14 protein-coding genes and 1 tRNA gene are annotated in these 24,743 nt (G+C 62.9%); 12 read left to right on the top strand and 3 right to left on the bottom strand.

Annotated features, from left to right (window positions below):
* Positions 1 to 12: 12 nt before the first annotated feature.
* Entirely contained in the window at positions 13 to 921 is a 909-nt protein-coding gene (gene dapA, locus OJB03_RS09870) for a 4-hydroxy-tetrahydrodipicolinate synthase (RefSeq protein ID WP_263786918.1), read from the bottom strand.
* Between the two features lie 54 nt (positions 922 to 975).
* Positions 976 to 1,716 (bottom strand): 4-hydroxy-tetrahydrodipicolinate reductase, encoded by a 741-nt coding sequence (gene dapB / locus OJB03_RS09865; RefSeq protein WP_263786915.1) that lies wholly within the window; start codon positions 1,714 to 1,716, stop codon positions 976 to 978.
* Positions 1,717 to 1,943: 227 nt separating this feature from the next.
* On the opposite strand from dapB, the gene OJB03_RS09860 reads away from it, so the two are divergent.
* From OJB03_RS09860 to OJB03_RS09830, 7 genes are all read left to right on the top strand, one after another.
* A tRNA-Ala gene (locus tag OJB03_RS09860) sits at positions 1,944 to 2,016 on the top strand.
* 400 nt (positions 2,017 to 2,416) lie between these two features.
* Positions 2,417 to 3,808 carry a cryptochrome/photolyase family protein gene (locus OJB03_RS09855; RefSeq protein ID WP_263786913.1) on the top strand — a complete coding sequence of 464 codons (1,392 nt, stop codon included), beginning with the start codon at positions 2,417 to 2,419 and terminating at the stop codon, positions 3,806 to 3,808.
* Positions 3,809 to 5,571: 1,763 nt separating this feature from the next.
* Positions 5,572 to 6,726 (top strand): sensor histidine kinase, encoded by a 1,155-nt coding sequence (locus OJB03_RS09850; RefSeq protein WP_263786911.1) that lies wholly within the window; start codon positions 5,572 to 5,574, stop codon positions 6,724 to 6,726.
* Positions 6,723 to 7,208 (top strand): response regulator, encoded by a 486-nt coding sequence (locus OJB03_RS09845; RefSeq protein WP_263786908.1) that lies wholly within the window; start codon positions 6,723 to 6,725, stop codon positions 7,206 to 7,208. Before OJB03_RS09850 ends, OJB03_RS09845 begins: the two co-directional genes overlap by 4 nt.
* Before the next feature lie 116 nt (positions 7,209 to 7,324).
* Positions 7,325 to 9,679, top strand: a complete 2,355-nt coding sequence (locus tag OJB03_RS09840; RefSeq protein ID WP_263786907.1) for a PAS domain S-box protein — start codon at positions 7,325 to 7,327, stop codon at positions 9,677 to 9,679.
* 1,595 nt (positions 9,680 to 11,274) lie between these two features.
* The gene (locus OJB03_RS09835) at positions 11,275 to 12,525 is read left to right on the top strand and encodes a PIN-like domain-containing protein (protein ID WP_263786904.1); all 1,251 of its coding nucleotides are present in this window, start codon (positions 11,275 to 11,277) and stop codon (positions 12,523 to 12,525) included.
* Between the two features lie 96 nt (positions 12,526 to 12,621).
* Positions 12,622 to 13,044 (top strand): DUF2513 domain-containing protein, encoded by a 423-nt coding sequence (locus OJB03_RS09830; protein WP_263786902.1) that lies wholly within the window; start codon positions 12,622 to 12,624, stop codon positions 13,042 to 13,044.
* A gap of 88 nt (positions 13,045 to 13,132) precedes the next feature.
* On the opposite strand, the gene OJB03_RS09825 is transcribed toward OJB03_RS09830, so the two are convergent.
* Positions 13,133 to 13,648, bottom strand: coding sequence for a cupin domain-containing protein (locus OJB03_RS09825; RefSeq protein ID WP_263786900.1), 516 nt, complete (start codon positions 13,646 to 13,648; stop codon positions 13,133 to 13,135).
* 1,322 nt (positions 13,649 to 14,970) lie between these two features.
* Between OJB03_RS09825 and OJB03_RS09820 the strand changes: the two genes are divergently transcribed.
* From OJB03_RS09820 to OJB03_RS09800, 5 genes are all read left to right on the top strand, one after another.
* Positions 14,971 to 15,168 carry a hypothetical protein gene (locus tag OJB03_RS09820; RefSeq protein WP_263786898.1) on the top strand — a complete coding sequence of 66 codons (198 nt, stop codon included), beginning with the start codon at positions 14,971 to 14,973 and terminating at the stop codon, positions 15,166 to 15,168.
* 1,716 nt (positions 15,169 to 16,884) lie between these two features.
* A complete protein-coding gene (locus OJB03_RS09815; protein WP_263786895.1) occupies positions 16,885 to 17,445 on the top strand; it encodes a TlpA family protein disulfide reductase in 561 nt (186 codons plus the stop codon).
* Positions 17,446 to 17,576: 131 nt separating this feature from the next.
* Positions 17,577 to 17,804, top strand: a complete 228-nt coding sequence (locus tag OJB03_RS09810; RefSeq protein ID WP_263786893.1) for a hypothetical protein — start codon at positions 17,577 to 17,579, stop codon at positions 17,802 to 17,804.
* A gap of 331 nt (positions 17,805 to 18,135) precedes the next feature.
* A complete protein-coding gene (locus tag OJB03_RS09805; protein ID WP_263786891.1) occupies positions 18,136 to 23,850 on the top strand; it encodes a PAS domain-containing protein in 5,715 nt (1,904 codons plus the stop codon).
* Positions 23,851 to 24,137: 287 nt separating this feature from the next.
* Entirely contained in the window at positions 24,138 to 24,602 is a 465-nt protein-coding gene (locus tag OJB03_RS09800; protein WP_263786888.1) for a response regulator, read from the top strand.
* Positions 24,603 to 24,743 lie beyond the last annotated feature (141 nt).

The following is a 24,743-nucleotide window of genomic DNA, read 5'->3' as shown; positions in this document are numbered from 1 at the left end:
CGAGGGGGCCGATCAGGCGACCGTGACGTCAATCAGGTCGTCGAACGCCGACAGCACGCGCTGGCGGACGGGGGAGCGTTCATCCATCGGCGCGAGGGGAAGGCGCACATGCGGCTCCATCCAGCCAAGCGCGGCGCAGACGTCCTTGATGGGCACCGGGTTCGTCTCCAGGAAGCAGGCCCGCATGGCCGGAAGCAGCTCGGCGTGCCGTTCGCGCGCCGTCGCTAGGTCGCCGCTGAGCCCGGCCGCCACGAGCTCGCAGAAGGGCTCCGGCAGGGCGTTGCTGATGACAGAGACCGCCCCGTCCCCCCCCATGGCGAGAAGGGGAAGCGTCATTTCGTCGTCGCCCGAGTACACCCCGAAGCCGTCCGGCCGGTGGGCCAACAGGTCGTCGATCTGTTCGATGTCGCCGGAGGCTTCCTTGATGCCGACCACGTGTGGGACCTCCTCGCCCAGGTGCAGTGCGGTGTCGGGGGAGATGTTAAAACTGGTGCGACCGGGCACGTTGTAGAGAAGGATCGGTGCCTCGGCGCCCGCCGCGATGGTCTCGACGTGGGCCGCGAAGCCTGCCTGGGAGGGCTTGTTGTAGTAGGGGCCCACCACCAGCAGGCCATCGGCCCCGGCGTCCACCGCTGCCTTCGAGAAGGCGACACTTTCGTCGGTGTTGTTCGTCCCGGTGCCGACGATGACGGGCACCCGTCCGTCCGCCGCGTCCAGGGCGGTATCTACGAGTCGGTGGCGTTCAGCCTCCGTAATCGTGGGGTTTTCGCCGGTGGTGCCCAGTACGACGAGGGCGGAAACCCCGCCCTCAATTTGGGTGTCGATCAGGCGCCGAAAAGCGGCCTCGTCGATCTCGTCGTCGGCCGTGAAGGGGGTGACGAGGGCGGGGGCGACGCCGCGGAAGAGCAGATCGTGTGCCATGAGAGAAGGAGTCGGGTTGGTCTGTGGGAAGAGGGTGCAGTCGACAGAGTGGGGTCAGGCGTTGAGCCAGTCGTCTAGCACGTCGTCCAGTGTGAAGAGCCCGCTGCGCCCACGGAGCCACTTCGCGGCCCGCAGGACGCCCGCGGCAAATCCGCGGCGGTTCTTGGCGCGGTGGCGGAGCGCAACGCGGTCGAAGGGACTATCGAACGCAACCGTGTGCTCACCGAACGCCGTGCCGGCACGGGTGGAGCTCACGTGCACGGCCGAGGGATCGATGCGTCGATGCTGCGTCTCCGGCTCGACATGGTCCTTGCGGTCGAGCCCGTCCACAATCTGCTCGGCGAGCATCTGGGCCGTTCCGCTGGGACTGTCCGCCTTCTTTGTGTGGTGCAGCTCCTGGACGAACGCGTCGTAGTCGTCGAGCTTGTCCATGAGCGCGGTGGCACGGTCGAGTGCACGAGACAGGACCGCGACGCCGATCGAAAAGTTCGGGGCGTACAGCACGCTGGCGTCATGCCGTTGGACGACCGCCTGAGCCTCATCGAGGGCATCGTACCACCCGGTCGTACCCATGACCAGGGGGATCTCCCACTCACAGCAACGCCGGAGATGAGGGACGGCCAGGTCGGGCAGCGAAAAGTCGACGGCCACGTCTGCGTCCTCGACGGCGGAGCGGGATGCCTCCAGAAAGGGTCGGTCGGAATGAAAGCGGGCGACAACCTCGTGGGACTCCGCCTCGGCCTCCCTCGCCACGGCGTGTCCCATCTGTCCGGTGCCAACGAGCGCGAACTTCATAGAGTGGGTGTGTGGTGAGCGAATACATGACCACATTTATACGTGTCGTCGAGTCGTCTTGTTACCCTGCCTTCCCCCCAATGCGTTCATGGGCGGCCCGAACAAATTCGATGAAACGACTTCCAAGTCCCGCCGCCCTGGAACGTGAGAAAAGGCTCGAAGTAAAGCACTCTCGCAGATAGCGACAGGGCTACGAGAATTGGCTTGGTCGCAGTTGACATTCGCTTGGGGCCATAGCTCAGTCGGTAGAGCGCTTGCATGGCATGCAAGAGGTCCGGGGTTCGAATCCCCGTGGCTCCACTTTTGGGTGCCCTGAGCCGTGACCCTCCCCCCGCCCCGCGGCTCTGGGGCACCTATTTTTTTGTTTAGACGCATCGTTTCGGGGCCTCCGGTCGCCTGCCCCAAGTCTCATCGTCGTCGTTTCACGCACTTCCCCTGGGCGCGTCAACGTCATGCGGGCCTCCCAAGACTCGGGTAGTCAGGGCAGAAGACAAGTGCCGATACACGTCTTGGGCCATGGTACTGCCCAGGTGAGCGGCTGTCGTTTGGACGATGGGCGCCGAAATGGTGTGCCTCGATGGAACGGATGAAGGCTGGAGCCGGTGAATTCCCAGAGTTGTTTCCGGCGTGCCTGCGTCCGCGAACGGGGGCTCGATAGTTTCGCCCGGCTCAACCCTGATCAGATATCAGCCCCGGTACAGTGCCAGACCGCAGTCTCTTTCTTTTCCGCCGGGACCTCCGACTGGCCGACAATGCAGGACTGGATCGGGCATGCCGAGAGTCGGGCGAGGTCGTGCCGGCGTTTATCTTCGATCCGCGACAGTGCGACCCCGAGAACAACGCCTTTTTCAGCGAGCACGCGTTTGCCTTCCTGGTCCGCTCGCTAAAAGAACTCCAACGGCGCTTGCGAGAGCGAGGCGGGCGGCTTTTCGTCTTTGAGGGCGACCCGGCCGAGATTCTTTCCGAGCTTGTCTCCGCCGGCGACATTTCGGCGGTTTACGTCAACAGGGACTACACGCCGTTCTCCCGGCGCCGGGACGACCAACTGCGCTCGGTGTGCCACGAGGAAGGGGCCCAGTTTCAGTCGTCAAACGCGCTTCTTCTCACTGAGCCCGAAGAGGTCCAGCCCAGCGGGGGCGGTGCCTACCACACCTTTACCCCGTTCCGGAGGCGTGCACAATCCGTGTCCACGCCCCTCCCGAGGGGCAAGGCGGAAGGGCCGTTCTGCGACAGTGCACTCTCGGCCGAGACGATTCAGCTGGAGAAGTACGATCGCTACCCCACAGACAACCTCCGGGCGAAGGGCGGACGGGCGGAGGGAATCGAGTTCCTCGAAGAGATCGAGACGCTTGGCTCCTACCGAGACGCTCGTCACCAGCCGGCGCAAGAGTCGCTGACGGCCCTCTCGGCGCACCACAAGTTCGGCACCATTTCGGTCCGGGAGTCCCTCTATGTAGTGAAGAAGGCGTTCGAAGACTACCACAAGCTAATCAGCCAATTCTACTGGCGGGACTTCTACACACATCTCCTCTTCCACCGCCCCGAGCAGCTGACCACCTCGCTGCGCCCGATTGGCCGGCACATGCCCTGGCGCAACGAGCGGGGCGAGTTCGACCGGTGGCACACGGGCACGACGGGCGTGCCCTTTGTCGATGCCGGCATGCGCGAGCTCCGCGAAACCGGCTACATGCACAACCGGGTGCGGATGGTCGTCGCCAGCTTTCTCACCAAAGACCTGCTCGTCGACTGGCGCTGGGGCGCGCAGCACTTTGCGCGAACGCTTACCGACTACGATCCCGCCGTGAACGCCGGCAACTGGCAGTGGGCCGCCTCAGTGGGCACCGACTACCGGCTTCGCATCTACAACCCCTACTCCCAGGCCGAGAAGCACGACCCGGAGGCCACGTACATCAAACGCTGGGTGCCGGAGCTGCGGGACGTCGAGGCCGACCGGCTCGCCTCCGGAACCCAGGAAGACTTCTCGGAGGCTGCCCCGGACTACCCAGCGCCGATCGTGGACCGGAACGACGCCTACCACCGCGCGAAGGACGCGTTTAAAGAGGCTGGCCAAGCCCTGGACGAAGCCCGCTGAGGGCCCGTCGTCGTGTCGGGTTTACCATATGGTTCCAGTGGAGAGGGGCCTGCCCGCGGCGATTCAGAACTTCTGAATCTGGGTCGAAGACATATGATGAACCAGGTGGACAGACGGGGACCTGGCCTGGAGAACACACGTGGGGACTGAGGCGATGGCCGGGTACAGATTTCGATTCTGGTTCTGTGAGGACGCTCGTCCCTGCGTGCGGATGCGCGCGACACTGCACTCGTTTTTCCCGCGTTGCCCCAGCCCGTATTCACTCTCTCCGTCGAATCTACTTGGTGCCTACGCGAAATCTTTGTTGGGGAGCTCTTGCACCATCCTCCACGATCCCCTATAGTGTGGTTGTGCGTTGCGCACAGAAGTTGACTGACTGTCGACCTTCGGGTCGACTGGTCATCCATACTTCTCGCGTAGCGCCGTTTAAGCCTGCTCGACAGCGCCCTCCCCCGCCCAGCTGTCGATGCAGGCTTTTTTGTGTTGGGGGCCACTTCGAAAGAGTCCTCCCTCGCTCGTGTTTTATCTAGGGGGTAAGTCCAGGCACAAGATGTAGACAAGCTTCAGCCTTGGTCCCTCGGCTCTACATTGTCTGGAAAGGGCCAATCCTCAGCGTCTTGCGGGCATCCGCTAGCGAGGACGAAAAAAGCGCCCGAAAGATTGCGCCGAGAGGCACGGGGCCGGTTGTGCCACTGGAGAGGTTATCGGGGGGACCGCGTCGTAGGGGGGGAGCGGTCCTGGCGGTCCGAGGATTCTTCCTCATCCCAGAAGTAATGAACGAACACGGCATACAGGACCGATGCGACACCAATCTCAACGAATGTCCCAATCGACCACGCAGCGGGCGTTCCCGCGAGGTAGTTGAAGAGTGCGGTAACGGGAAGCAGAAGTACGAAAAATATCCCGCCGCGAACAGCCCCTCTCTGAAGTGGAGGCTTGGTGCGGATATTAAAGAGATAGTCAAGCATTGGGGTCGAAATGGTCTTGGGAAGGCCCGTCAAGGAACGGCACTGAACACAGATACGGTCGACGGAGACAGTCTTTCCCGTCCGAGGAGCCGGACCCGCGTGCTCTTCTAGCGCCCTGCCGCCTTCCCGCAGTCTGGACAGTAAAGCTCATCGTTCGGACCCTTGAACCAGCCCCGCTCCTGAAGAACAACCTCCGGTGCGTTAGTCGAGTCCGGATCGGGATAGAGGCCCCGGGCGTCCTCCCGTGTTACAGTTAACCCCTCGGCGCACCCGGAGCACTCGTAAGTAGAGGGATAGGTAACATCAGGCATCACGTGTGGCGGATTGAACGTGTGGGGGACTGAAGAGGACAACTGCGGCTGTTCTATTGCGCTTGCTGCCACAAGGCAGACTCAGATTCTCTTGTGCTGAGTAGCTTTTCGGACAAGAAACCAGATTGACATACCTTTTTGGGTTGTACTTGCGTAACATACTAAAATTCCCCCCCGGGTCGTCAAGGAATATCCGTAACGGAGTCAACAACTCGGGGCCACGATGCGGCACGAGTGTGGGAAATACCCCATGGACGGACGGCCCTCGGAGGTTGTGAGAGCGGCACGATGGAGGTGCTGACCGGAACCCCCGTTCCTATCGATCTATGAAAGCCCGTGATATTGGAATGCACCTGATACACTGAAAACTCCTTTCGGCCGGGTCCGGTTTGTTCTCGTGCGGCGCCCTGTAGAGCGCTGCCACAGGCAGGGCAAAAGCGAATCAAGGCCGAGTCGTCTCTGTCTTTCCGAGTGCTCTTGCCCCATGACTCAACCGGCTTCTCCGGAAGCGTCTTCGCCCTCATCGTCTTCGTCTACGGGCTCGCCCCTGACCGGCGCCCAGCAGATCGTGGACACTCTCCACGAACCTTTGCTCGTGCTGGATCGAGATCTTCGGGCGCGGCAGGTCAACCCGGCGTTCCACCGGGCATTCGGGACCACCGACGAAGACCCGATCGGCCGGCCGCTCTCTGACCTTGGGGAGGGACACTTCGACCATCCGGCCCTTCGGGACGCGCTCGAAACGTTGCTCGATGAGCGCGAGCCGTTTGAGCAGGTCGAGCTGGAGGATGCGTCTGCGGAGCGAGGGCGCCGGGTCTTTCAGGTCAATGGACGCCTTTTGGACGCCAATGAGAAGACGTCGGAGCGGATCCTTCTGGCCATCAACGACATCACCGAGCAACGAACGCTCGAAGAGACGCTCCGCCAGCGGGCCCGCGAGCTGAGGCGGTCGAACGAAGACCTTGAGCAGTTTGCGTATGCGGCCTCCCACGACCTGCAAGAACCGCTTCGCATGGTTTCGAGCTACCTGCAGCTGCTGGACCGGCGCTACGAAGAGGACCTCGACGAGACCGCCCAAGAGTTTATCGACTATGCCGTCGACGGCGCCGAGCGCATGAAGGCCCTGATCAACGGCCTACTGCAGTATTCCCGCGTCGGGCGCAAGGAGGGAAAATTTGAGGAGGTGGATCTCGAAGAGGTGCTCGATGAGATCCTGAGCGACCTGGGGCGCCGGGTCCAAGAGCTTGGCGCGACGGTCGAGCGAGACTCCCTGCCTCGGGTCTATGGCAACCGCGATCAGCTCAGACGGCTTCTCCAGAATCTGATCGAAAATGCCCTGACCTACCACGGGGAGGACCCGCCCTCGATCGCCGTCTCCGAGATCGAATCGGGGGAAGGCGTGCACCTTGTGGTTCGTGATGAGGGGCCTGGAATTCCGTCGGAGGGGAAAGAAAAGATTTTTCAGATCTTCAAGCAGCTCGATCCGCACGGCACAGGGCGAGAGGGTTCCGGCATGGGACTTGCCCTCTGCAAAAAAATCGCTAACCGGCACGACGGCCAGATTTGGGTCGAGTCGGATCCGGGAGAGGGCTCTGCCTTCCACGTTACCCTCCACTTGTCTCCGCCCATCCACACATGAGCGACTCCCTCGGTGAATTTCCATCGTCGAGCCCCGAAGACGAACGACCCATCCGCATCCTTCTAGTTGAGGACAACCCGGCCGATGTTCGTCTCACCCACGAGATGCTGCGGGAGTCGAAGGTCCGAAATGATCTCCTGGTGGCGCACACCGCCGAGGAGGCGGAGGACATTCTCGGGCTCCCCGACGAGGACGCCATGGCGGAAGAGCCAGGCCCCCGGCCCGACCTAATGCTTCTGGATTTGAACCTTCCGGTGAAAAGCGGCCACGATCTTCTGAAAGAGATGAAGTCCCATCCTACGCTGCGCCGGATTCCAGTTGTCATACTCTCTAGTTCGGAGGCGGAGGAGGACGTCGTGAAGAGCTACGACGAGCACGCAAATGCTTACGTCACGAAGCCGGTCGACTTGGGCGAGATTACGACGATCGTGCAGTCGATCGACGAGTTTTGGTTTCAGGTGGTCCGTTTGCCAGGGAAGTAGAAAGAGCCTGCCCGCAAGCCGCCCCCTGTAGCGCCCGAGGGACGACCGATTTGGGGACGCCCAACGCGGACGTCTCCACAGAACAGCATTTTAGGCACTGGTACGTCGCGCATCACATGCCTGCCTCACGCCCGCCTTCGACGAACGCCCACCGCTTCGACGCCGAGGCCCTCCAGGTCCTTCTGGTGGAGGACAACCCAGGGGATGCTCGCCTTTTTGAGGAATACCTGGACGAAAGCACCACGGACGCCGTCCTGCACCACGAGAGCACCCTGCAGGCTGGCCTTCAGGCCCTCAGTGCGTCCCGCCCCGACGTGGTTGTGGTCGACCTGGGGCTTCCAGACAGCCAGGGGACCGAAACGGTACGGGCCACCGCCGGTGCCGCCGCAGGGGTCCCGATCGTCGTGCTAACTGGGCAAAACGATTTGCAGGCGGCCCTGAAGGCGCAGGAGGCCGGGGCTACGGAGTATCTCCAGAAAGAAGAGCTTACGCCGGCCTTAGTGGGGCGGACCTTGCGGTGGTCCGTGCAGCGCCGGGGCATGCAGGCCAAGCTCCAGCAACGAGACGCCTGGATCCGGTCGATTACGGAGGGGCTCTCGGCGGGGGTCTTCCGGGCTGGCCCGACCGGGCGGATTGACTACGCCAACGAGGCGCTCGCCGACATGCTCGGGGCCGGACAGGTGGAGGAGCTCACTGGTCTGGACCTCACGACGTTCTGCACTGACCCGCTGAAGAGGGGCCAAATGTTGGTGGAAGAGGGGGCCAGTGATGTGGAGATTGAGTTTGAAGGGCAGGACGGCTCGGTGTTCGTTGGCCTCCTCAGTGCAACGGCCGCCTATGACGAAAGTGGAAAGGTCATTTACTACGACGGGGTCGTAACCGACATTACCGAACGGGCTCGTCGGAAGAAGAAGCTCCGCATGCTGTCGGAGGCGGTCGACCAGGCGGCGGAGTCGGTCCTGATTACGGAAGCGAGGCCCCTAGACGAGCCTGGGCCCCGGGTCGAGTACGTCAACTCCGCCTACGAAGAGATGACGGGTTACTCCGAGGCGGAGATGATCGGAAAGACGCCCCGCATCCTGCAGGGCCCAGAGACTGATCGGGACGCGCTCGACTCGCTGCGGGAGGCCTTGGAGGCCGGAGAGGCGTGGACTGGGGAAACGGTCAACTACTCCAAGAACGGGGACCCTTACCAGGTTCAGTGGAACGTATCGCCGGTCCGGAACGACAGGGGATCGATCGAGCACTGGGTCTCCGTGCAACGAGACGTCACCGAAGAGCGGCAGCGTCAAGAGGAGCTCCGCAACACGAAAAACTTCTATGAGCAGATCCTTGACGAGGCCCCAATCGACCTCGCGGTCTTCAATCTCGACGCCGAATTCCAGTATGTCAATCCCGAGAGCGTCGGGGACCCCGGCGTGCGGGCGTGGATGCTTGGACGCACCAACGAGGACTACTGCCGAGAGCGAGGCCTGGATCCAGAGTTGGGCCGACGGCGTGACCAAGCAATCCGGCGGGCGGCTGAGGACAATGAGACCGTGCAGTTCGAGGAAGCCATCGAGACCGATGGGGGAACCCATCATTACCTTCGGGTGCACAGTCCCGTCACCGACTTGGATGGGGAGGTCACTCAGGTCGTAGCCTTCGGGCTCGACATTACTGAACGGAAGGAGCGTGAGCGCGAGCTCGTCGATGCGAAGGAGGAGGCCGAACGCATGAACCGGCTCAAGAGCGCCTTTCTCGCGAACATGAGCCACGAGATCCGCACACCGCTGACCTCCATCCTTGGCTTTGCGGAAACCATCGGGCGGGAGGTCGACCCCTCCCAGAACGTCAGCGACGTCGACCTTTCGACACTTGCAGAGTTTTCGTCGCTCATCGAACGGAGCGGGCAGCGCCTCATGAACACGCTCACCGGCGTGCTGAACCTCTCGAAGCTACAGGCCGGGGAAATGAATCTTAGTCCCGGACCGGTCGACCTTGCTACCGAGGCCCGAGAGACGGCCGACCAGTTTGCCCCGCAGGCAAAAAGCGCCGGCGTTGACCTCCGGCTACAGGAGGACGACAATCCCGTCCGGGCGTGGGCGGATGCGAGTGGACTGCAGATCGTCGTCCGCAACCTGTTGTCCAACGCGGTGAAGTATACCGAGGAAGGGGGCGAGGTGTGGGTCCGTGTTCGATCGGAAGAGGGGGCGGCAATTCTAGAGGTGGAGGACACGGGGATCGGGATGGACCCAGAAACCACAGATGGGCTTTTTGAGGCATTTAAGCAGGCCTCCGACGGGGTAGGACGAGAGTACGAGGGCACTGGCCTGGGCCTGACCGTCACCAAAGAGGTGCTGGACCGAATGGGGGGCGCCATCGAGGTCGAAACGGAAGAGGGGGTAGGAAGCCGGTTCACGGTGCGACTGTGCGCGGCCGAAGAGGAAAATCCCGGGAGGCAGCCCGTTTCGGAGAAGCTAACCACATGACCTTTTGTCCATCTGCGCTCGACGACGCCTGCGTTGATCGGTGTATGGAGGAGACTCGACAGCGGTGGAAGAACGATCAGACTCGTCCGGCCGGCCGGGTGTTTTTCGCAACGCCGAGCGCCCACGCGGAGCAGTTAAGCCGGCTCTATCTCAAGTCCGCCCTCCTACAGCCAATCTTGCGCGCCGTCCACGGCTCGACTGTACGTCCCCTCCAGTGGAGGTGTTATCGCTCGGGGGATGCTCTCGACCTCGTGGTGTCGCCGTGCTTTTCGGCCGATCAGACTTGCCCTGATTGTAGTGGGAAGGCTCCAGGGGGACAGGCTCAACCGCATCCACGGAGGACCCGAGTGGGAGGGGGACGTCCTCCTTGCTCAGCCCCAGTAGTTTCAGGCATTTGTCGTGGGCTCTCTCGAGGGTGCCTTTTGAAGGGGAGGCACCTTCAGGGTGGTGTCGGGCCCTCTCGTTTTCTCCTCCCAAGCACTGGGCAACATTGTCCGCCCAGACCTCACGGTGCCACCGATACGTGCGATCCACGTGGCCACCTTTGACCAGCTGCCCTCGCAGGCGCATCGGCGCCCACGTGATCTTCAGGTCGGTCAGTACGTTCTGAAGAAGTCGGCTCGCGCTGCTCGTACAGACGCCCGTCAGCAAAAACGCCCCGGTCCCGCACGACCGGTCAAAGTCTTTCTGGATCTGTTTGGCATCTGATTTTGGGACGTCGAGGACCTGCACCCACGCGCCCCGCCACTCGTTGTCTTGCTTGTATTCCGCCTTCGTCTCGCCACATTGCCAGTCGGCCTCAAAACTGTGGACCTCCCCGTCAATGATCACTGCCGTATGACCCTTGGGCCAAAAGCGGACCGGCTCAAGAATCGGCGGATCGAATCTGCCTTGATTAAACGTGACGACCTTAATCTCCAATTTCTTTGATTCCTCTGCGCCGAAGGGGGCCTTTTCGGCGGGGTCTTTCCTGCCCTTCTGCGTGGGACCCGGTCCTGGTTGACCCGGGGTGCCGCGCCGCCCGTGACAGATTGAGGAGCGGTGGTCCGGCCCCTCTGCATTGCGCGGCGGCTGGCATTGGGCTGTGAGGGGCTCCCCCTGTTGATGTGGGAGCGGCAGAAAGATCAGGGACACGAAGAGAACGACCGACGGAGTCCCACCAGACCTGACTGACATCATCGAAACTTGCTCGTGGACTCGCTCAGCACTGATTCGCTCCGATGATCACAACCGATGGTGGGCCCTCGGGTCGTTCCTCCCCTTCGGCGCGTCCGTGCCGAGAGCGCAACCGGGTCCCACACCGAAATCTCTTCAGTTTGAATTTATGCAAATCAAGCGAAAAAAGTCAATTTCTCTGATATCGAGTCGGGGCGGACGCTCCAGACCGGAATGGGACCTCGAAAACACACGGCTTGAGCATGGCCGGAGTGGAGCCCAAAGCCGATGAGGAAGAGTTGCGGGCCCCCACTTTCGCCCGGTCCCAATCCTCTTTGGCCTTGCAGTACTAAATTTGCACAAGTCGCCCGAATCCCGCGTTCTGCAACTTTGTTCACGGTACCTGTCCGAACCTTTCCACCACTTCCGCCAAGGTTTTAGTGCCACGTTCTTCTCCTGAAGAGTCCTCGCCCGGTTCGTCCGAAGAGATCACGGGAGACCGCGAACCTGAGGACGCGACGTCCCCCCGATCCTTCGCGTACGAGGAGCGGTTTCCCGACGCCCAGTCTGCGTTTGGGCTTGACCTGAGTCCGCCTGAGGCAGCGTCGTCCTCGGCACTGGTGTTTCTGGATACTTCGGCCCTCCTTCTTCTGTACGACGCGACCGAGGCGGCGGCCCGGGCGGCCCTCGAGGCATTTGGTCAACTGCGGGAGGAAAATCGGCTGATTGTGCCCGGGCACGCGGCCCGAGAGTACGCCGTCGTGCGCTCCTACAAAATCACGGATCTCTACGACGACCTATCCCGGCAGGTGAGCCCCTCGGCCATGCCGAAACGATCGGGAGAGCTCTCGAACCGAGCGCTCGTCGAGAGCCTCGGGTACGCAGACCGGCTCGATGAACTTCGTCGGCAGATTGCTAAGCTAACGGAAGCATACCACCATGAAGCCCGGCAGCTCATGGGGGACCTCGAGGCCTGGGCGGGCGACGACTTCATCAGTGAGGCCTACAGCACACTTTTCGAGGACGAGGCGGTTCAGGACCTGGATGCCACCGTTCGGGACGTGACGGCGGAGGTCCAGCGTCGGGACGACATCAGCCGTCCCCCCGGCTACCTCGACAGCGGCAAGGACCAGAACGCCGCCGGGGACTTGCTGATCTGGAACACCCTTCTGGAAGTTGCCTCCCGCCGCGACCGGGACGCGGTGTTGGTGACACAGGACCGGAAGTCCGACTGGTGGCATCAAGGCGGCAAAGGCACTGCCCTCTACCCCCGGACGGAGCTGATTCACGAGTTTGACCAGCAGACCGGCGGCCGATCGTTCGGGATGCTGACGCTGCCGGGCCTGCTCCAAAAAATGGACGTCGAGGCCGCCCACGTACAGCGGGTTCGGGAGGCCGTCGGTGAGGCGCCCTCGACGGAAACCATTGAGGTCGTGGGACCGGCCGAGCGGGTTCGGACCGTGGCCACTGTGGCCACCAGCGCACACGACGCCCGGTCGATCGGGGGCGGGCGCCTTGGCACCCGACGGGCGACTAGTTTGCGGGTGCGGGAAGACGAGGCAGACGCGGTTGCACAGCTTGCCCGAGACGCTGGACTAGACGTGACCCGAGGCGCCGACGGCCGGGTGGCCCGAGCGTTTGAGCGGCAGGAGAAGGAGGCCGCGGAGGAGGAATCTACAGAAGAGCAGTAGCCGCCCGTCGAGACGGTGCCTGACGGAACTGGATACAGGAAGCGCCCGAAGACGAGCTTGAACCATCATGCCATCCAACCCTAAAGTCCCCAACTCATGGAAGTTGATCTAGACCTGCTCGCCGACCTTCTCGAAGCCTACGAGGGGTTCGACCACCACGACGCTCTTGATTTTCCGGCGGCCCCCGGCGTTCTCGTTGACGAGAGCGGGGCTGCCGTGGCATCGGAGCAACTGAGGCCTGCCGATCAAGTCGCAAAAGACCGTGCAGACGAGTCTGAGTCGGATTCCCCGGAGGAAGAGGTGCGACACCGAGAGCTCCAGACTGTCTATCACCACGTCGGTCTGCTGGTGGATGCCGAGTGCTTCACCAGCCAGGAGGACTTCTACGAGGCCCTGCCGGCCCTCGAGAGTCCCGATAGCCACGACGTCCACGTCCTTACGATGAAGGGGCACCAGCTCCTTGACCGGCTCAGGGACGACAGCGGAGGAGGCGGGGAAATTGGCTTTGCGGCGTCCTGAGCATCTCCCGAGGATGCCTCGCCCGGGCGGTGTTCCGAGGTGCCGGAGTGGGGGGGCATACCTCGCCCGTCCGAGCGACCGCGGCTTGTTAGGATCGTTCGGACGCGGGTTGCGCTTGGTCACGGCTGGGGTGCTTTTGTGGCTCGAAGGTCGTGATCACAAAGACAATTAGGGGCTCCGGGCCGGTGTTGCGGACCGCATGGAGCGCGTCTCCTCGCACCGTTGTGATCGTGCCCTCCTCGATGGGAACGCTGCGCGCCTCGGCCCCGCCGTGATCCTTTTCGAGGTAGGTCCCCTCGCCCCTCATCACAACGTAGAGCTCCTGCTCGTTGCGGTCGCCGTGCGTATGGAAGCCGGCGCTGTCTCCCTCGTTGGGAAGCACCATGTAGGCCCCGATTCGGTTGTTGACGAGCTCTCCGTCCTCGAACATCTGCAACAAGTACGTGGTGCCGGAGCCGCCGTACATCTCTTCCCGCTTGTCGTAGCGGACGGCCGACCGCGGCTCGGCGCCGTAGTGGTGTACAGTCGTGTCCATGACCTCGTCGAGCATGGCGTCGAGGCGCTGCTTTTCGTCGGGAGAGAGGGGGCGGCGCTTGCGTGCCATAGAAGAAATGGGATAACGTGGGTGGAGGGTAGACAGAAGATCGGGCCTATCAATCTCCGAAACGCGCTGTGCTTCGGAACAGAGGACGTCGTGGTTCTCCTGCGAGGCAGCCTCAGAGACAAGGAGGAAAAGAACGGGAGCCAGAAAGGTTCACAACCACTCTCCACCGTCTCGTGTCGGGCGTGAACCTCCGCCCATCGAGGGAGGCGTACTCTCCGCACAGAAGTCGCCTGGCAAGACGTGGAGGTGGAGACGCGCATGCTCCACCTCGTTTGGAGCATACTGCTCGTAGTGCCAGACCAACCGGTCTCGGGTAAGCATGGCCTACAGGTCGCCGCCTTGTACGTGCACAGAGGCCACAGCTCGGCCGTCGCGGCTGATGTGTCGACGATGACGCGACCTTCTTTCCCCCCAACGTACCGGCGTGCAGTCATGGTGGCGGCCCCTCCAAACGGCTGGGCGGCCTCCGAGGCATGGACGCTGTGGAGGCGGACCGTTCTCCCTCCGCATCCGGAGTGCCGGACGTCGTGGGGGTTGCCGTCGGTGACCTCGATGACGCGCGCACTGAACGACCCCCGGCTTGACCGGGGCGTAGCTGCCCGGTGCAGAAAGCAGGAGCCCGACCAGAACGAATGTGATGCGGCGCGTGTGCAGGGCAACGAGACCAATTCGGGCAGATTGGTGGATACGGTTTGAGGCCAATTAAGCCCCATTTTTTCGGGGGAGTCTCGTTGTCTCCGACACGAACAAAAAGAGCCACGGGTGCTCCGAGGGTGACGGGAGCAACTGTGTTGGCGAATTTCTGGGACCGGGTCCTCGGGGGCAAGTGCCAGAGCTGGGCAGTTGGCCGTTCAGAGCGGACTCGTTCGGCATGTTAAAGGGGACCGGAGCCGTTCGATCTATGCTGCTATCTGGATTGCCAATGCGATCTCCGAAGGCAGCGGCAGCATCTACTGGGCCGCTCCCTCAGGCGAGATGCCCTGCGGTTGCTCCCAGAGGTGACCACGAGAGGCGTTGACCCGGGAGACGCTGGCCGACCAGGGAGCCAGCCAGAGGAGACGCGCCCGTTCAAGACTCAGGTACAGGGGGCAGTTGCCCTTGGACCCAGGGGCAAAATCCGCGCTGGAAGTTTTGAGTGGGCCCTGAGCTGCGGCGGGGCGGCTCAGGTGTCCCAAACATGAAAAACCATGGGCGAGAACCGAACGTCGCCCAGTAGCCCGAAGTGTCTTTAACACATGCACACATTCCCGTGAAAGCAATCTGCAAAAGCCTTGCGCGCTTCCCCCGACTCCACATTCTTCTAAGCACATGTTCTCACAGGCATGGGCCAGCAGCAACGTCTCCTGCTCGCGCTTTCTGCGCTGATCGGTAGCCTCGCTGTCGTAGCTGGGGTCGAGGCATTCGGCGAGGGCCGGCGGCAAGCTACTCAAGATGCACTTGCCCAGAGAACCGTTTCGATCGGCACCGACATCCTCGCGGCCCACAAGATGTCTTCTGAATTTGGACGGAGGTTCCGCTAGCACGTCGCTGCAGTATTTGTGGCGTCTCCAATGGCCGCTCCCACAGCTGCACCGATAGCTTCTCCCTTGAGGGAATTCCGGTCGCCAAACCGCTCTAATTCTATCTGTGCTCCGGCAATTCCAGTTGCGTCCTTTTCCCATAAGGCGAATCCGGTTCGATGGACATGTCTCATCGTTGCCTTGACTGGCAGAGATCTCTCATGCCGGGCTCACGCCCAGAACGCGTCCACTGTGCCCGCAAAAGTTTGAAACCTGAATCGCCGGATGGACTGGTCTGCTGACGAGCGCCAATGTTTAGCGTTCGCTGACAGCTGGCGTTCAGCCAACCGGCCGCCACAGGACTGAGTCACGGGACTGACTGGCCTATGGCGTCTTGCTGGTCTGTAGCGTCTTAGGGTGGCAATATCTGAGCGTGGACTTCGTTAGTCAAGTACGATTCTCAAAGAAACCTGTCCACGTCGCACAGATCCATGTGGCACAGGCCCTGATCGAGGCAGGGTCCCCCGCCTTGAGAATCTTTTTCTCCGGGAGCCTTCCCCCAGCGATTGAGACACACCGCTCAGAGCGTCAACCTGCGCCAGCACGTCCATCAAGACAGAATCAGCAAAATAGAAATTAGCGAGACGAACGTCAGTGAGGAGAAAACCGCAGAGGCGAAAGCTGGCAGGGTGAACGTAAGTCGGCACCTACCGTGCCTGCTGGTGCTTTGGGTTTTTCTGGGGGGCTTCTCCCTGGGGTGCTCTCCGCAAGAGCTAATTAGGCCCACGCCCAATCCCAACGGCGCTGCCAATGCCAACGGCGCGACCGATTCAGAGGACGATCTGGTTTCAGAGGCGCCGCTGGTATCCCCAGGTGCTTCGGCCGTGGACACGGCAGCGGTAGACACGGCAGCGGTAGACACGACAATGGAGGAGGCAGTACGCCCAAAACCACCCGTCGACCGGAGGATGGTTATCAGGCCAGATACGACCGTAGACCCAAAGATCGTGAACGTCCCTGTTCCTGGCAGTATTGACCCGAAGATGATCCGTCCGCCCCGGCGGCCGTCGGGTCAGGGGAGAGCTCCGGCGCGACCCGTCCCGGAGGGTCCTCCGGAGGCAGACACCCTCGAGGCCGGTGACCTCGACCTGGAGTAGATCGAAGGCAGGGTGGGTTCTGGCCGAGGGGGACCTGGGGGAGGGCGGCTGCATTCTTCCCAAGACTGAGTGCAATACCAGGGACAATATACAGTTTCCCCTGTCGCCCGTAGAGCGAAAGTGAAGTGCGAAACGGGCCGGTGACCGGGCCGATATTGCCGATTCTGTCGGCGAAGCGCGCAGTTCTTGCGCGCCAAGACACTGAAAACGAATCCTAACTCTACAATACCAGGGAGTATCTATCCAATTTGAGGTCCTCGTTACACGAGCACAAACGTGGGTAGAGCCGCTCTGGATCTCCGTAGAGGCGAAGTTGCCGGCTGGGGAACCCTTGACCCGAGCGGAAGACGACGGAGAGGCCGTTGACCTCTGCGAGACTCGCCGTATCCCCGCAAGCCGGCACGCAAAAAGGAACGATCTGCCCTGGGCGGCCATGGCCTCCTCATGGTTCCGTGGCCGTGGCTTAATGGACATCTCGGTAGAGATTCTTTTCCTGCAAGCTTTCAAGTCCTTTCTTTGAGCGCTTCCTGACAGCACGCGCAAACCACCGATGCATCACTACTGCTTGAGAGCACCGGCTTTGGTTCTAGTCCTTTCGGCCGCGTCGCTACTCGCCCTATCGCCACTGGAAGCACGAGCACAACCGGAGCCCGCCGAGGTTGGAGAGCCGGTGCCCGGCTTCCAGATCGAGGCGCTCCGGGACTCGGGGCGTGCCGTCACTCCTTCCAGCTTCGAGGGCCGCTACGTGCTGATGAACCTCTGGGCCTCGTGGTGCGCGCCCTGCATCAAAAAAATTCCCGACCTCCAGGAGGCGCGGCAGCGCTACTCTTCGGAAAGGCTCGCCATCCTGAACGTCTCGTTCGACCGGCCCAAGTCGGAGGCAATGGCGTTTTTGGAGGAGCGGAAGATGCCGGGGAGCCACGCATACGCAAGCGGAGGACTCATGGGGGAATTTGGCGGCAAGTTCGCCCGCATGCCCAGCGAGTCTGCCTCAACGGAGGTGCGGGGACTCCCCAACTTGACCCTCGTCGGACCGGAAGGAACGGTCACGGGCATCATTGCGGCCGAGGATTCGACCGGCCTTCTGGAGATGTTGAGTGCGCATCTCTCGGGTCGCCGGTCCAGTGGCCAGTCTGAGTGACTGAAGCTGGATCGGGGCACAGGACGAGATCGTCTCCGTCCGGCTGAGAGACACGGCCAGGGCCCCGAGACTGGTGCAGGCGGTAGCGAGTCTCCCCTAAGTCCCTGCCGCACACGGTCAGTATATCAGGCATGACGGCAATCGCCCTGGAAAGCGAGATGCGGGAGGGGAGTTCCTCCCGCAGTTTCTCGGCCACGAGGGCCCTGGAGACGACCCAGCGCTACTACGAGCCGAAGCGGCCTAGAGCGGAAGAAGCCCTCCAAGAGGCGATGAGCGAGGAGGCGGTGGGCGAAAAGGCAGCAGTGGGGAGGCACCGGGGGACTAAAACAACTCGTCTCGCAGGCAGTGGGCTAAAATGAAGGTTCTGGCAGCCGAGAGCCCTTCCAAGATGACATCCCCACCAGGCGATGGCACTGCCAAGTGATAGCCCCGACAGGTGGCAGCACTGACAAGTGGCAGCTCGACGTCCGTTGGCAGAGGCCTCCAGGTTAGATTACAGACCTCCGGGTGGCTGCCGATAAATAAATGCCTATCGGCGAGCCAACTTTCTGCCGGGAACTGTCTGGTCACTGGTAACCGACTGCTCACCGATACGCAACTGCCCTCAGCACTCGACTGCCCTCAGTGGTCGACTGCACAAAGACTCCGCTGTGGGCGGCTCCATCGTAGAACAAACCCGCTTCCGCTTCAATGGACGCATTGTTTTTCGGAGGCCCGGCATATCCGCTATACCTGCTCGTCTTCGCGGCCGCGGCGGCCGGCTGCCTGGCCAGTGCCTTCCGGGCCCGGGGCGTGTCCCTTCCTGGCGTGCGCCGGGGACTGATCGGTCTACTTGTGACCAGCGGTCTGTGGGCCCTTTGCCACGTTGGGGTGCTTCTCTCCCCAGGGCTCGGCCTGAAGACGGCCTTCTACGAGGCGGGCCTGACCATTGGCTTCGGGACGGTCTTTACCTGGCTTTGGCTCTGCTCCGCCTACAGCGGCCGCTCGCTGCACCGGAGCCGAGGCGCCCGCTGGGCCGGGGCTGCTGTCTTTACGGTTGTCACGCTGGCGAAGCTGACCAACCGGTGGCACGGCCTGTACTTTTCGGTCGAATGGGGGGCGAGTCCGTTCCGTCATCTTGCGGTGGACCACCACGGGATCTACTGGGGAACTGCGGGGCTTTCCTATGCCCTGGCGGCGGTGGGTTTTTTCATGCTGTCCGAGCCGCTGCGGCAGGCAAGGGTGGGGGGACGGAAGCTGGCGGGCCTGTTCGCGCTGACGGCCCTGCCGCTCGGGGCCAATGCAATCGGGTACGCCGGGGGAGGGTACCTACTGGACCTCAGCCACGAGCCGGTGGGGGTGGCGGCGTTTGCCCTCGGGGCCCTGGCCCTGAGGGATGGGCAGCTAGAGGAGACCAGCCAGGCCGGGCGGGCGGAGCGGCCGAGCCTGCTACTGTCAGGGGGCGGACGGATTCGGAACTACAATCAGGCGGCGGCCCGGCTTTTTCCAGCCCTTCAAGAGAAAGCGGCCCAGAGGCACCTGGAGGGGGGGCGCCTGGAAGGAACGCTACTGGAGGAGGCGCTGCCGGAGCTGTCGGAGGCGCTGGGCAGGGGGGCGGAGGAGAACAGAGATCTTCCGGGGAAGGAAGAAATAGGGGAGGGCAAAGCAGGAGGAAATGTGCCGGAGGGAGACGTGCTGGAGGTAACCGGCACCGAGGGAGAGGCCCGGTACGTTCGGCCGGTAGAAACGGTGGCCCGCCGGGGCGAAGACCGCCTGTCGGCTGGCCGCTCGTCGGCCAGTCGGCTCGTGACGCTACAGGACGTGACCGAGCAGGAGCTGCGGCGCCGGGAGCAGGCCTCCCGCTTGGAATCGATCTCCGACAGCATGCCGGGCGTGACGTTCGAGCTCCGGGCGGGCCCGGGCGGGGAACGCTCCATCGAGTTCGTAGGCGCGAGGGCCGAGTCGTTTCTCGGCCTTTCCTCCGGGCCCGGCCAGTCATACGAGCGGTTCGTAGGCCGCATCCCGGAGGGTCACAGGGAGGCGTTCCTGACGTCAGTGCAGGAGTCGGTAGAAGGCCGGTCGGAGTGGAAGCAGGAGTTTCCGTTCGAGCGGTCGGGAGGAGAGCGGATGTGGATTCTTGGGTCTGCGCAGCCGGAGATCTTAGAGGCAGGCGAATCCTCAAAGGCGGATGAGGGGAACCTGGCCCTCCTGTTCCGGGGCCTGCTTCTGGACGTCACCGAGCGAAAGGAAGCAGAGCGGAAGCTCCGGCGGGAGCGAGACCGGCTGGAGACGCTCTTCGAGAGCCTTCCGTCCCCGATCGTGCGGTGCCGGGCGGAAGGCGGGAAGGCCACCGTTGAGGAGGCCAACCCTGCTTTCGTCAAGACCTTCGGCGCCGGCCAGGAAGAAGCAGAAGGCCAGGACTCAGAGGAAAGGGACCTGGAGGGAAAACATCTGGAAGGGAAGGACCTAGAGGGTCAGGACCTGAACGATCTCCTGGTGCCGCCGGGCCGGCGGGAGGCGGCCGCCGAGATCGACCGGCGAGCCCTAGAGGAGGAGCCGTCCGAGCACCAGGTCCGCAGGAGGACGGCCAGTGGGGAGATCAGAGACTTTCGGCTACAGGTAGCCGGGCGGCAGCCAGCGGAGGGTCCGCCGGAGATCTTCTCCATCTACACCGACATCACCGGCCAGAAGCGGCGGGAGCGGCGCCTCCAGCAGGCCGAGACGCTGTTTCAAAACGCGCAGGACGCGCTCTTTCTCATCGACGTGGAGCCTGAAGACGTGACAGACAGCGCAGATGCCGCAGGCGCAGAGACTGCGGGCAAGGAGGCTGCAGGCGGGGAAGCCGTAAGTGAAGAGTTTTCAGGTGAAGAGAAGACCCAAGAATTCTCCGTCCGGCGCATCAATCCTGCCTTCGAGAAAAAGACCGGGCTCAGTAGCGGGGATCTCTGCGGGCGGTCCCCTCAGGACGTGTTCGGGGAAGAGATCGGGGCGGAGATCGAGGAGAAATACCGAAAGTGCGCCCGCGAGCGAGAGCCGCTCACCTACGAAGAGGAGGTGCCCCTGGAGGGGACAATGACCTACTGGACGACCTGCATCGCGCCGGTGATCGTGGAGGGGGAGGTGCGCCAGATCGTCGGGACGACCCGAGACGTGACCGAAGAGCGGCGGCGCAAACGCGAGCTCCGCCGCCAGAAGAGCCTCTTGGAGCAGACCCAGCGGTTGGCCGGGGCGTGGGAGGCGAATCTCCAGACCGGAGAGGTGTCCTGGTCGGAGAAGATCTACGAGATTTACGAGATGGACCCCTCCGCGGAGGTGAGCCTGGAGGCGGGCCTTGAGTTCTACACGCCGGAGTCAAAGGAGAAAATAACAGAAGCAACAGAAGCGCTGACTGAGGAGGGGGAGGCTTACGACCTGGAGCTTCAGATCGAGACTGCGGAGGGAAACCGGCGGTGGGTCCGTTCCGTCGGTGCCCCAGCCGAGACGAACGGCGTTGAAACGAACGGCGCCGAGATGAAGGGCGAAGAGGTCACGGAGGTGGCCGGTGCCCTCCAGGACATCACCGGGCGGAAGGAGGAGGAGCGCCGCCGGCAGGAGGTCATCCGGCGGGTTACCGACGGCATCATTGAAGTGGACGAGGAGTGGCGGGTCACGCTGGTCAACGACCAGGCCGAGAAGATCTACGGAATGGGTGAGGAGGAGATGCTCGGGAAAAGCGTCTGGGAGGTGTTCGGGGGGCTGGAAGGAACCGAATTTGAGGAGGCCTACCGGGAGGTGATGCAGTCTAGGGAACCGGCGGAAGTTGAAGAATACTATGCGGGCCTGGGCGAGTGGTTTGCCGAACAGGTGTACCCAAACGAGGGCGGGGGGCTCGCTATCTACTTCGAGGTAACGACCGAGCGGAAAGAGCGGGAGAAGTCTCTCCGCAGGGCGAAGAGAAGGTATCAGACCTTGATCGAGCATTTTCCGGATGGGGGGGCCTACCTCTTCGGCCGAGACCTCCGCTACATGCTCGCCGGAGGGGAAAAGATCGGCGTGCTGGGCGATCCGGAGGACATCATCGGGGCCGGGCCTCGCGACATCCTGCCCGAAAAGCTCGCCCGCGAGCAAGAGCGGCATTACCGCCGGGCGCTGGAGGGGGAGCGGGCGGAATTTGAGCAGGAATACAAGGGCCGCCACTACCGCGTCCAGACCCTTCCGGTGCGGGGGGAGGACGGGACAGTAACCTCAGGGATTGTGTTTTCCCAAGACATCACCGATCAGAAGCGCCGGAAGGAGGAGCTAGAGCGGCAGAACGACCTGTTCGAGCGGGCCCAAGAGATTGCCAGCGTCGGCGCCTGGGAGTACGACGTCGCGTCCGGTGAGGTGACGTGGACCGACGAGGTGCACCGGATTTACGGGTACGGGGATCCGAGTGGCCCGGACCAGTCGGCGGAGGATGCGATCGAGGCATACCACCCCGACGATCGCCCGGTGCTTCGAGAGGCACTGGCTGCGGCGGTCGAGGACGGAGAGCCCTACGATATCGAGGCTCGTCTGGTGACCGAGACAGGCGAGGAACGGTGGGTTCGCACCCGGGGCAAGCCACAGTGGGAAGGCGAAGACGAGGAGGGCAAAGTCGCCAGGGTCCGAGGGACGATTCAGGACATCACCGGGCGGAAGGAGCGAGAACAGGCCCTCCGCGATACGCAAGAGGAGCTTCGAAGCACCAAAAACTTCTACGAGCAGATCCTAGAGCAAACGCCGATCGATCTAGCCGTCTTTAGCCCCGAGGCAGAATTTGAGTACGTGAACTCTCAGTCCGTGCAGGACCCGGAGGTTCGAGAGTGGATTCTCGGGCGCACCAACGAGGAGTACTGCCGGGAGCGAGGAACCCTGGACCCAGAACTCGGGAAGCGCCGGGACCGGGCGATTCGGGCGGCTGCTCGGGAAAAACAGGTCGCCGAGCTAGAGGAGCGAATAGAGACTGAAGAAGGGCAAACCCATTACCTCCGCGTGCACAGTCCCGTGACCGGCCTTGATGGCGAAGTTGAAAGCGTGGCTGCTTTTGGGATCGAAATCACCGAACGGAAAGAGCGAGAAGAGGCCCTCCAAGAGCGGCAGGAAAAGCTTGGGGGCCTCTACGAAGCCACCAACCACTTGCTTCAGGCCGAAGACCCGGAGGACTTGAGTGCCCGGCTGGCAGGCCTTGTCCGCCAGGCGCTTGGCTACCAGGCCACGACCGTCCGCCTCGCCAGGGGCGGTGAGCTCGTGCCTACCCACGTGCCAGGTGTCGTGAAGGAGCGAATGCCCGAGCGCCCCTCCTACGACACCGACGGGGACACGCCTGCGGCCGAGGCGTACCGATCCGGAGAGACGCGGGCCTTCGAGGATCTTTCTGCCGAGTTGGAGGCAATGGACCGTGGGGACATTCGGGCGACAGCGTACGTGCCGATGGGCGGACGGGGCCTCATCTCGGTCGGGAGCTTCGAGGCTGGGGGAGTCGAGGCGTTCGACTTGCGCCTGCTGGAGGTATTGGCGGGCTACGCCGCCCTCGTGCTGGACCGTCTCGAGCGAGAGGACGAGCTTCTCGTGGCAAAAGACAGAGCTGAAGAGGCAAGACAAGAGGCGGAGGAGGCCGCCCGGCTTAAATCTTCGATGCTCGCGAACATGAGCCACGAGATCCGCACGCCGCTGACCTCGATCATCGGCTTCGCGGAGGCGATCGGCACCGAGTTCGCCGAGTTGGAGCTTCCGGGAGGCAGTCCCCTCCCGAAGTATGCAGACTTGATCGAGCAGGGCGGGAAGCGCCTACTGAAGACCCTGGAGGGGGTCTTGAACTTGTCCAAGCTGGAGGCCGGGCAGATGGAGATGGAGTCCAGGCCGGTTTCTCTGGAAGATCAGGCCTGCCGGGCCGCCGATGAACTTCGAGCGAGGGCGGAGGAGAAAGGCGTTGGTCTGGAACTGAAGACCAGCCCCGCAGCCACCGCCGAGGCCGACGAGGGGGGCGTGCAGATCGTGCTTCGCAACCTCCTGTCCAACGCGATCAAGTACACCGAGGAGGGGACCGTTCGGGTGCGGACCTACCAGGAGGGGACCTACCGGGAAAACGGCCAGGAGGAGAGCCGAAAGGAGGAGGGCCAAGAGGAGAACGGCCAGGAGAAGGGCCAGGCGGCCATGGAAGCGACCACGGGAGCGGCGGCGGCGGTGTTGGAGGTGGAGGATACCGGCATCGGGATGGACCCGGAGGCGGCGGAGAGCCTGTTCGAGCCGTTCCGGCAGGCGTCGGAGGGCTGGAGCCGGGAGTACGAGGGCACCGGCATTGGCCTGGCGGTGACCCGGGAGGCGGCCCAGCAGATGGGCGGCACGATCGAGGTGGACACCGCGGAAGGGGAAGGGACGCGGGTGACCGTCCGGCTTCCGCTGGCCAGGCAGGCCGAGACGGCCTGAGCTCCTGAAGGGCACCTTGGGCTGCGAGGCACTCCCTGCGCTTCGTTCGTCTTTTTTGTTCTCGCCCCCCTGCCCGCCTGCTGCTGTGCCGAGCGTTCTGCTGTTGCACTTGCCATTGGGATCTGCTATTGGCGCGTTTGAAAAGTGACTTTTAAACGAGGCTTTTGAAGGGTACCTTCGGTCAAAGCGACAGGCGGCCGCTGAGTGAACCTGTTGGAGTACGCTCATCCGAACATCCCACCCACACGGGCTCACCTACACGAGCCCATTCACGCACGTCCATCCGTATGAGCTCGACCGACCTGCCCTCCATTCTGTTTGTCGACGACGACCGAGAGGTGAGATTCCTGTTGGAGAAGACGCTGGAGGGGACTTTTGAGGTCGTCTCCGCCGGAAGTGCGGGGGAGGCGCTGGCCGTTCTCGGGAACGAGGAGCCTGGTGATGGGGAGCGGGAGTCCGGGAACAGGGAGCCGGTGTTTTGCGACAGTCAGCCGGACCTGTTTCTGCTGGACATCCGGCTCCCCGGTGGGCGAGATGGAGTGGAATTGCTCCACCTACTTCAAGACTTCGGGCTGGCCGAGTCGGCCCCGGCGGTGGCACTTACGACCTACGCGCGTCGGGAAGAACGGAGAGCACTTCTCGCGGAGGGGTTCGATGGGCATGTGAGTAAGCCATTCCGCCGGGAGGAACTGGTGGGGGCGCTCCGGCGCGCCCTTCGGCCTGCAGATGCCTGCAGGACAGGTCTGCAGTAGTAGGGAGCGAGGAAGCCTCCGCAGAAAGAAGTCGCTAGTGGTGAAGAAGGACCTGAGCAATAGGGGGAACCAACGACGAGGAAGGCCAGGATAGGATCTGCGCCACTCCGAACATGCGCCACTGCAAACATGCTCCATTGC

The organism is Salinibacter grassmerensis (genome assembly GCF_947077765.1).
Classification (GTDB): domain Bacteria; phylum Bacteroidota; class Rhodothermia; order Rhodothermales; family Salinibacteraceae; genus Salinibacter; species Salinibacter grassmerensis.
This window is presented reverse-complemented; position numbering and strand designations above follow the sequence as displayed.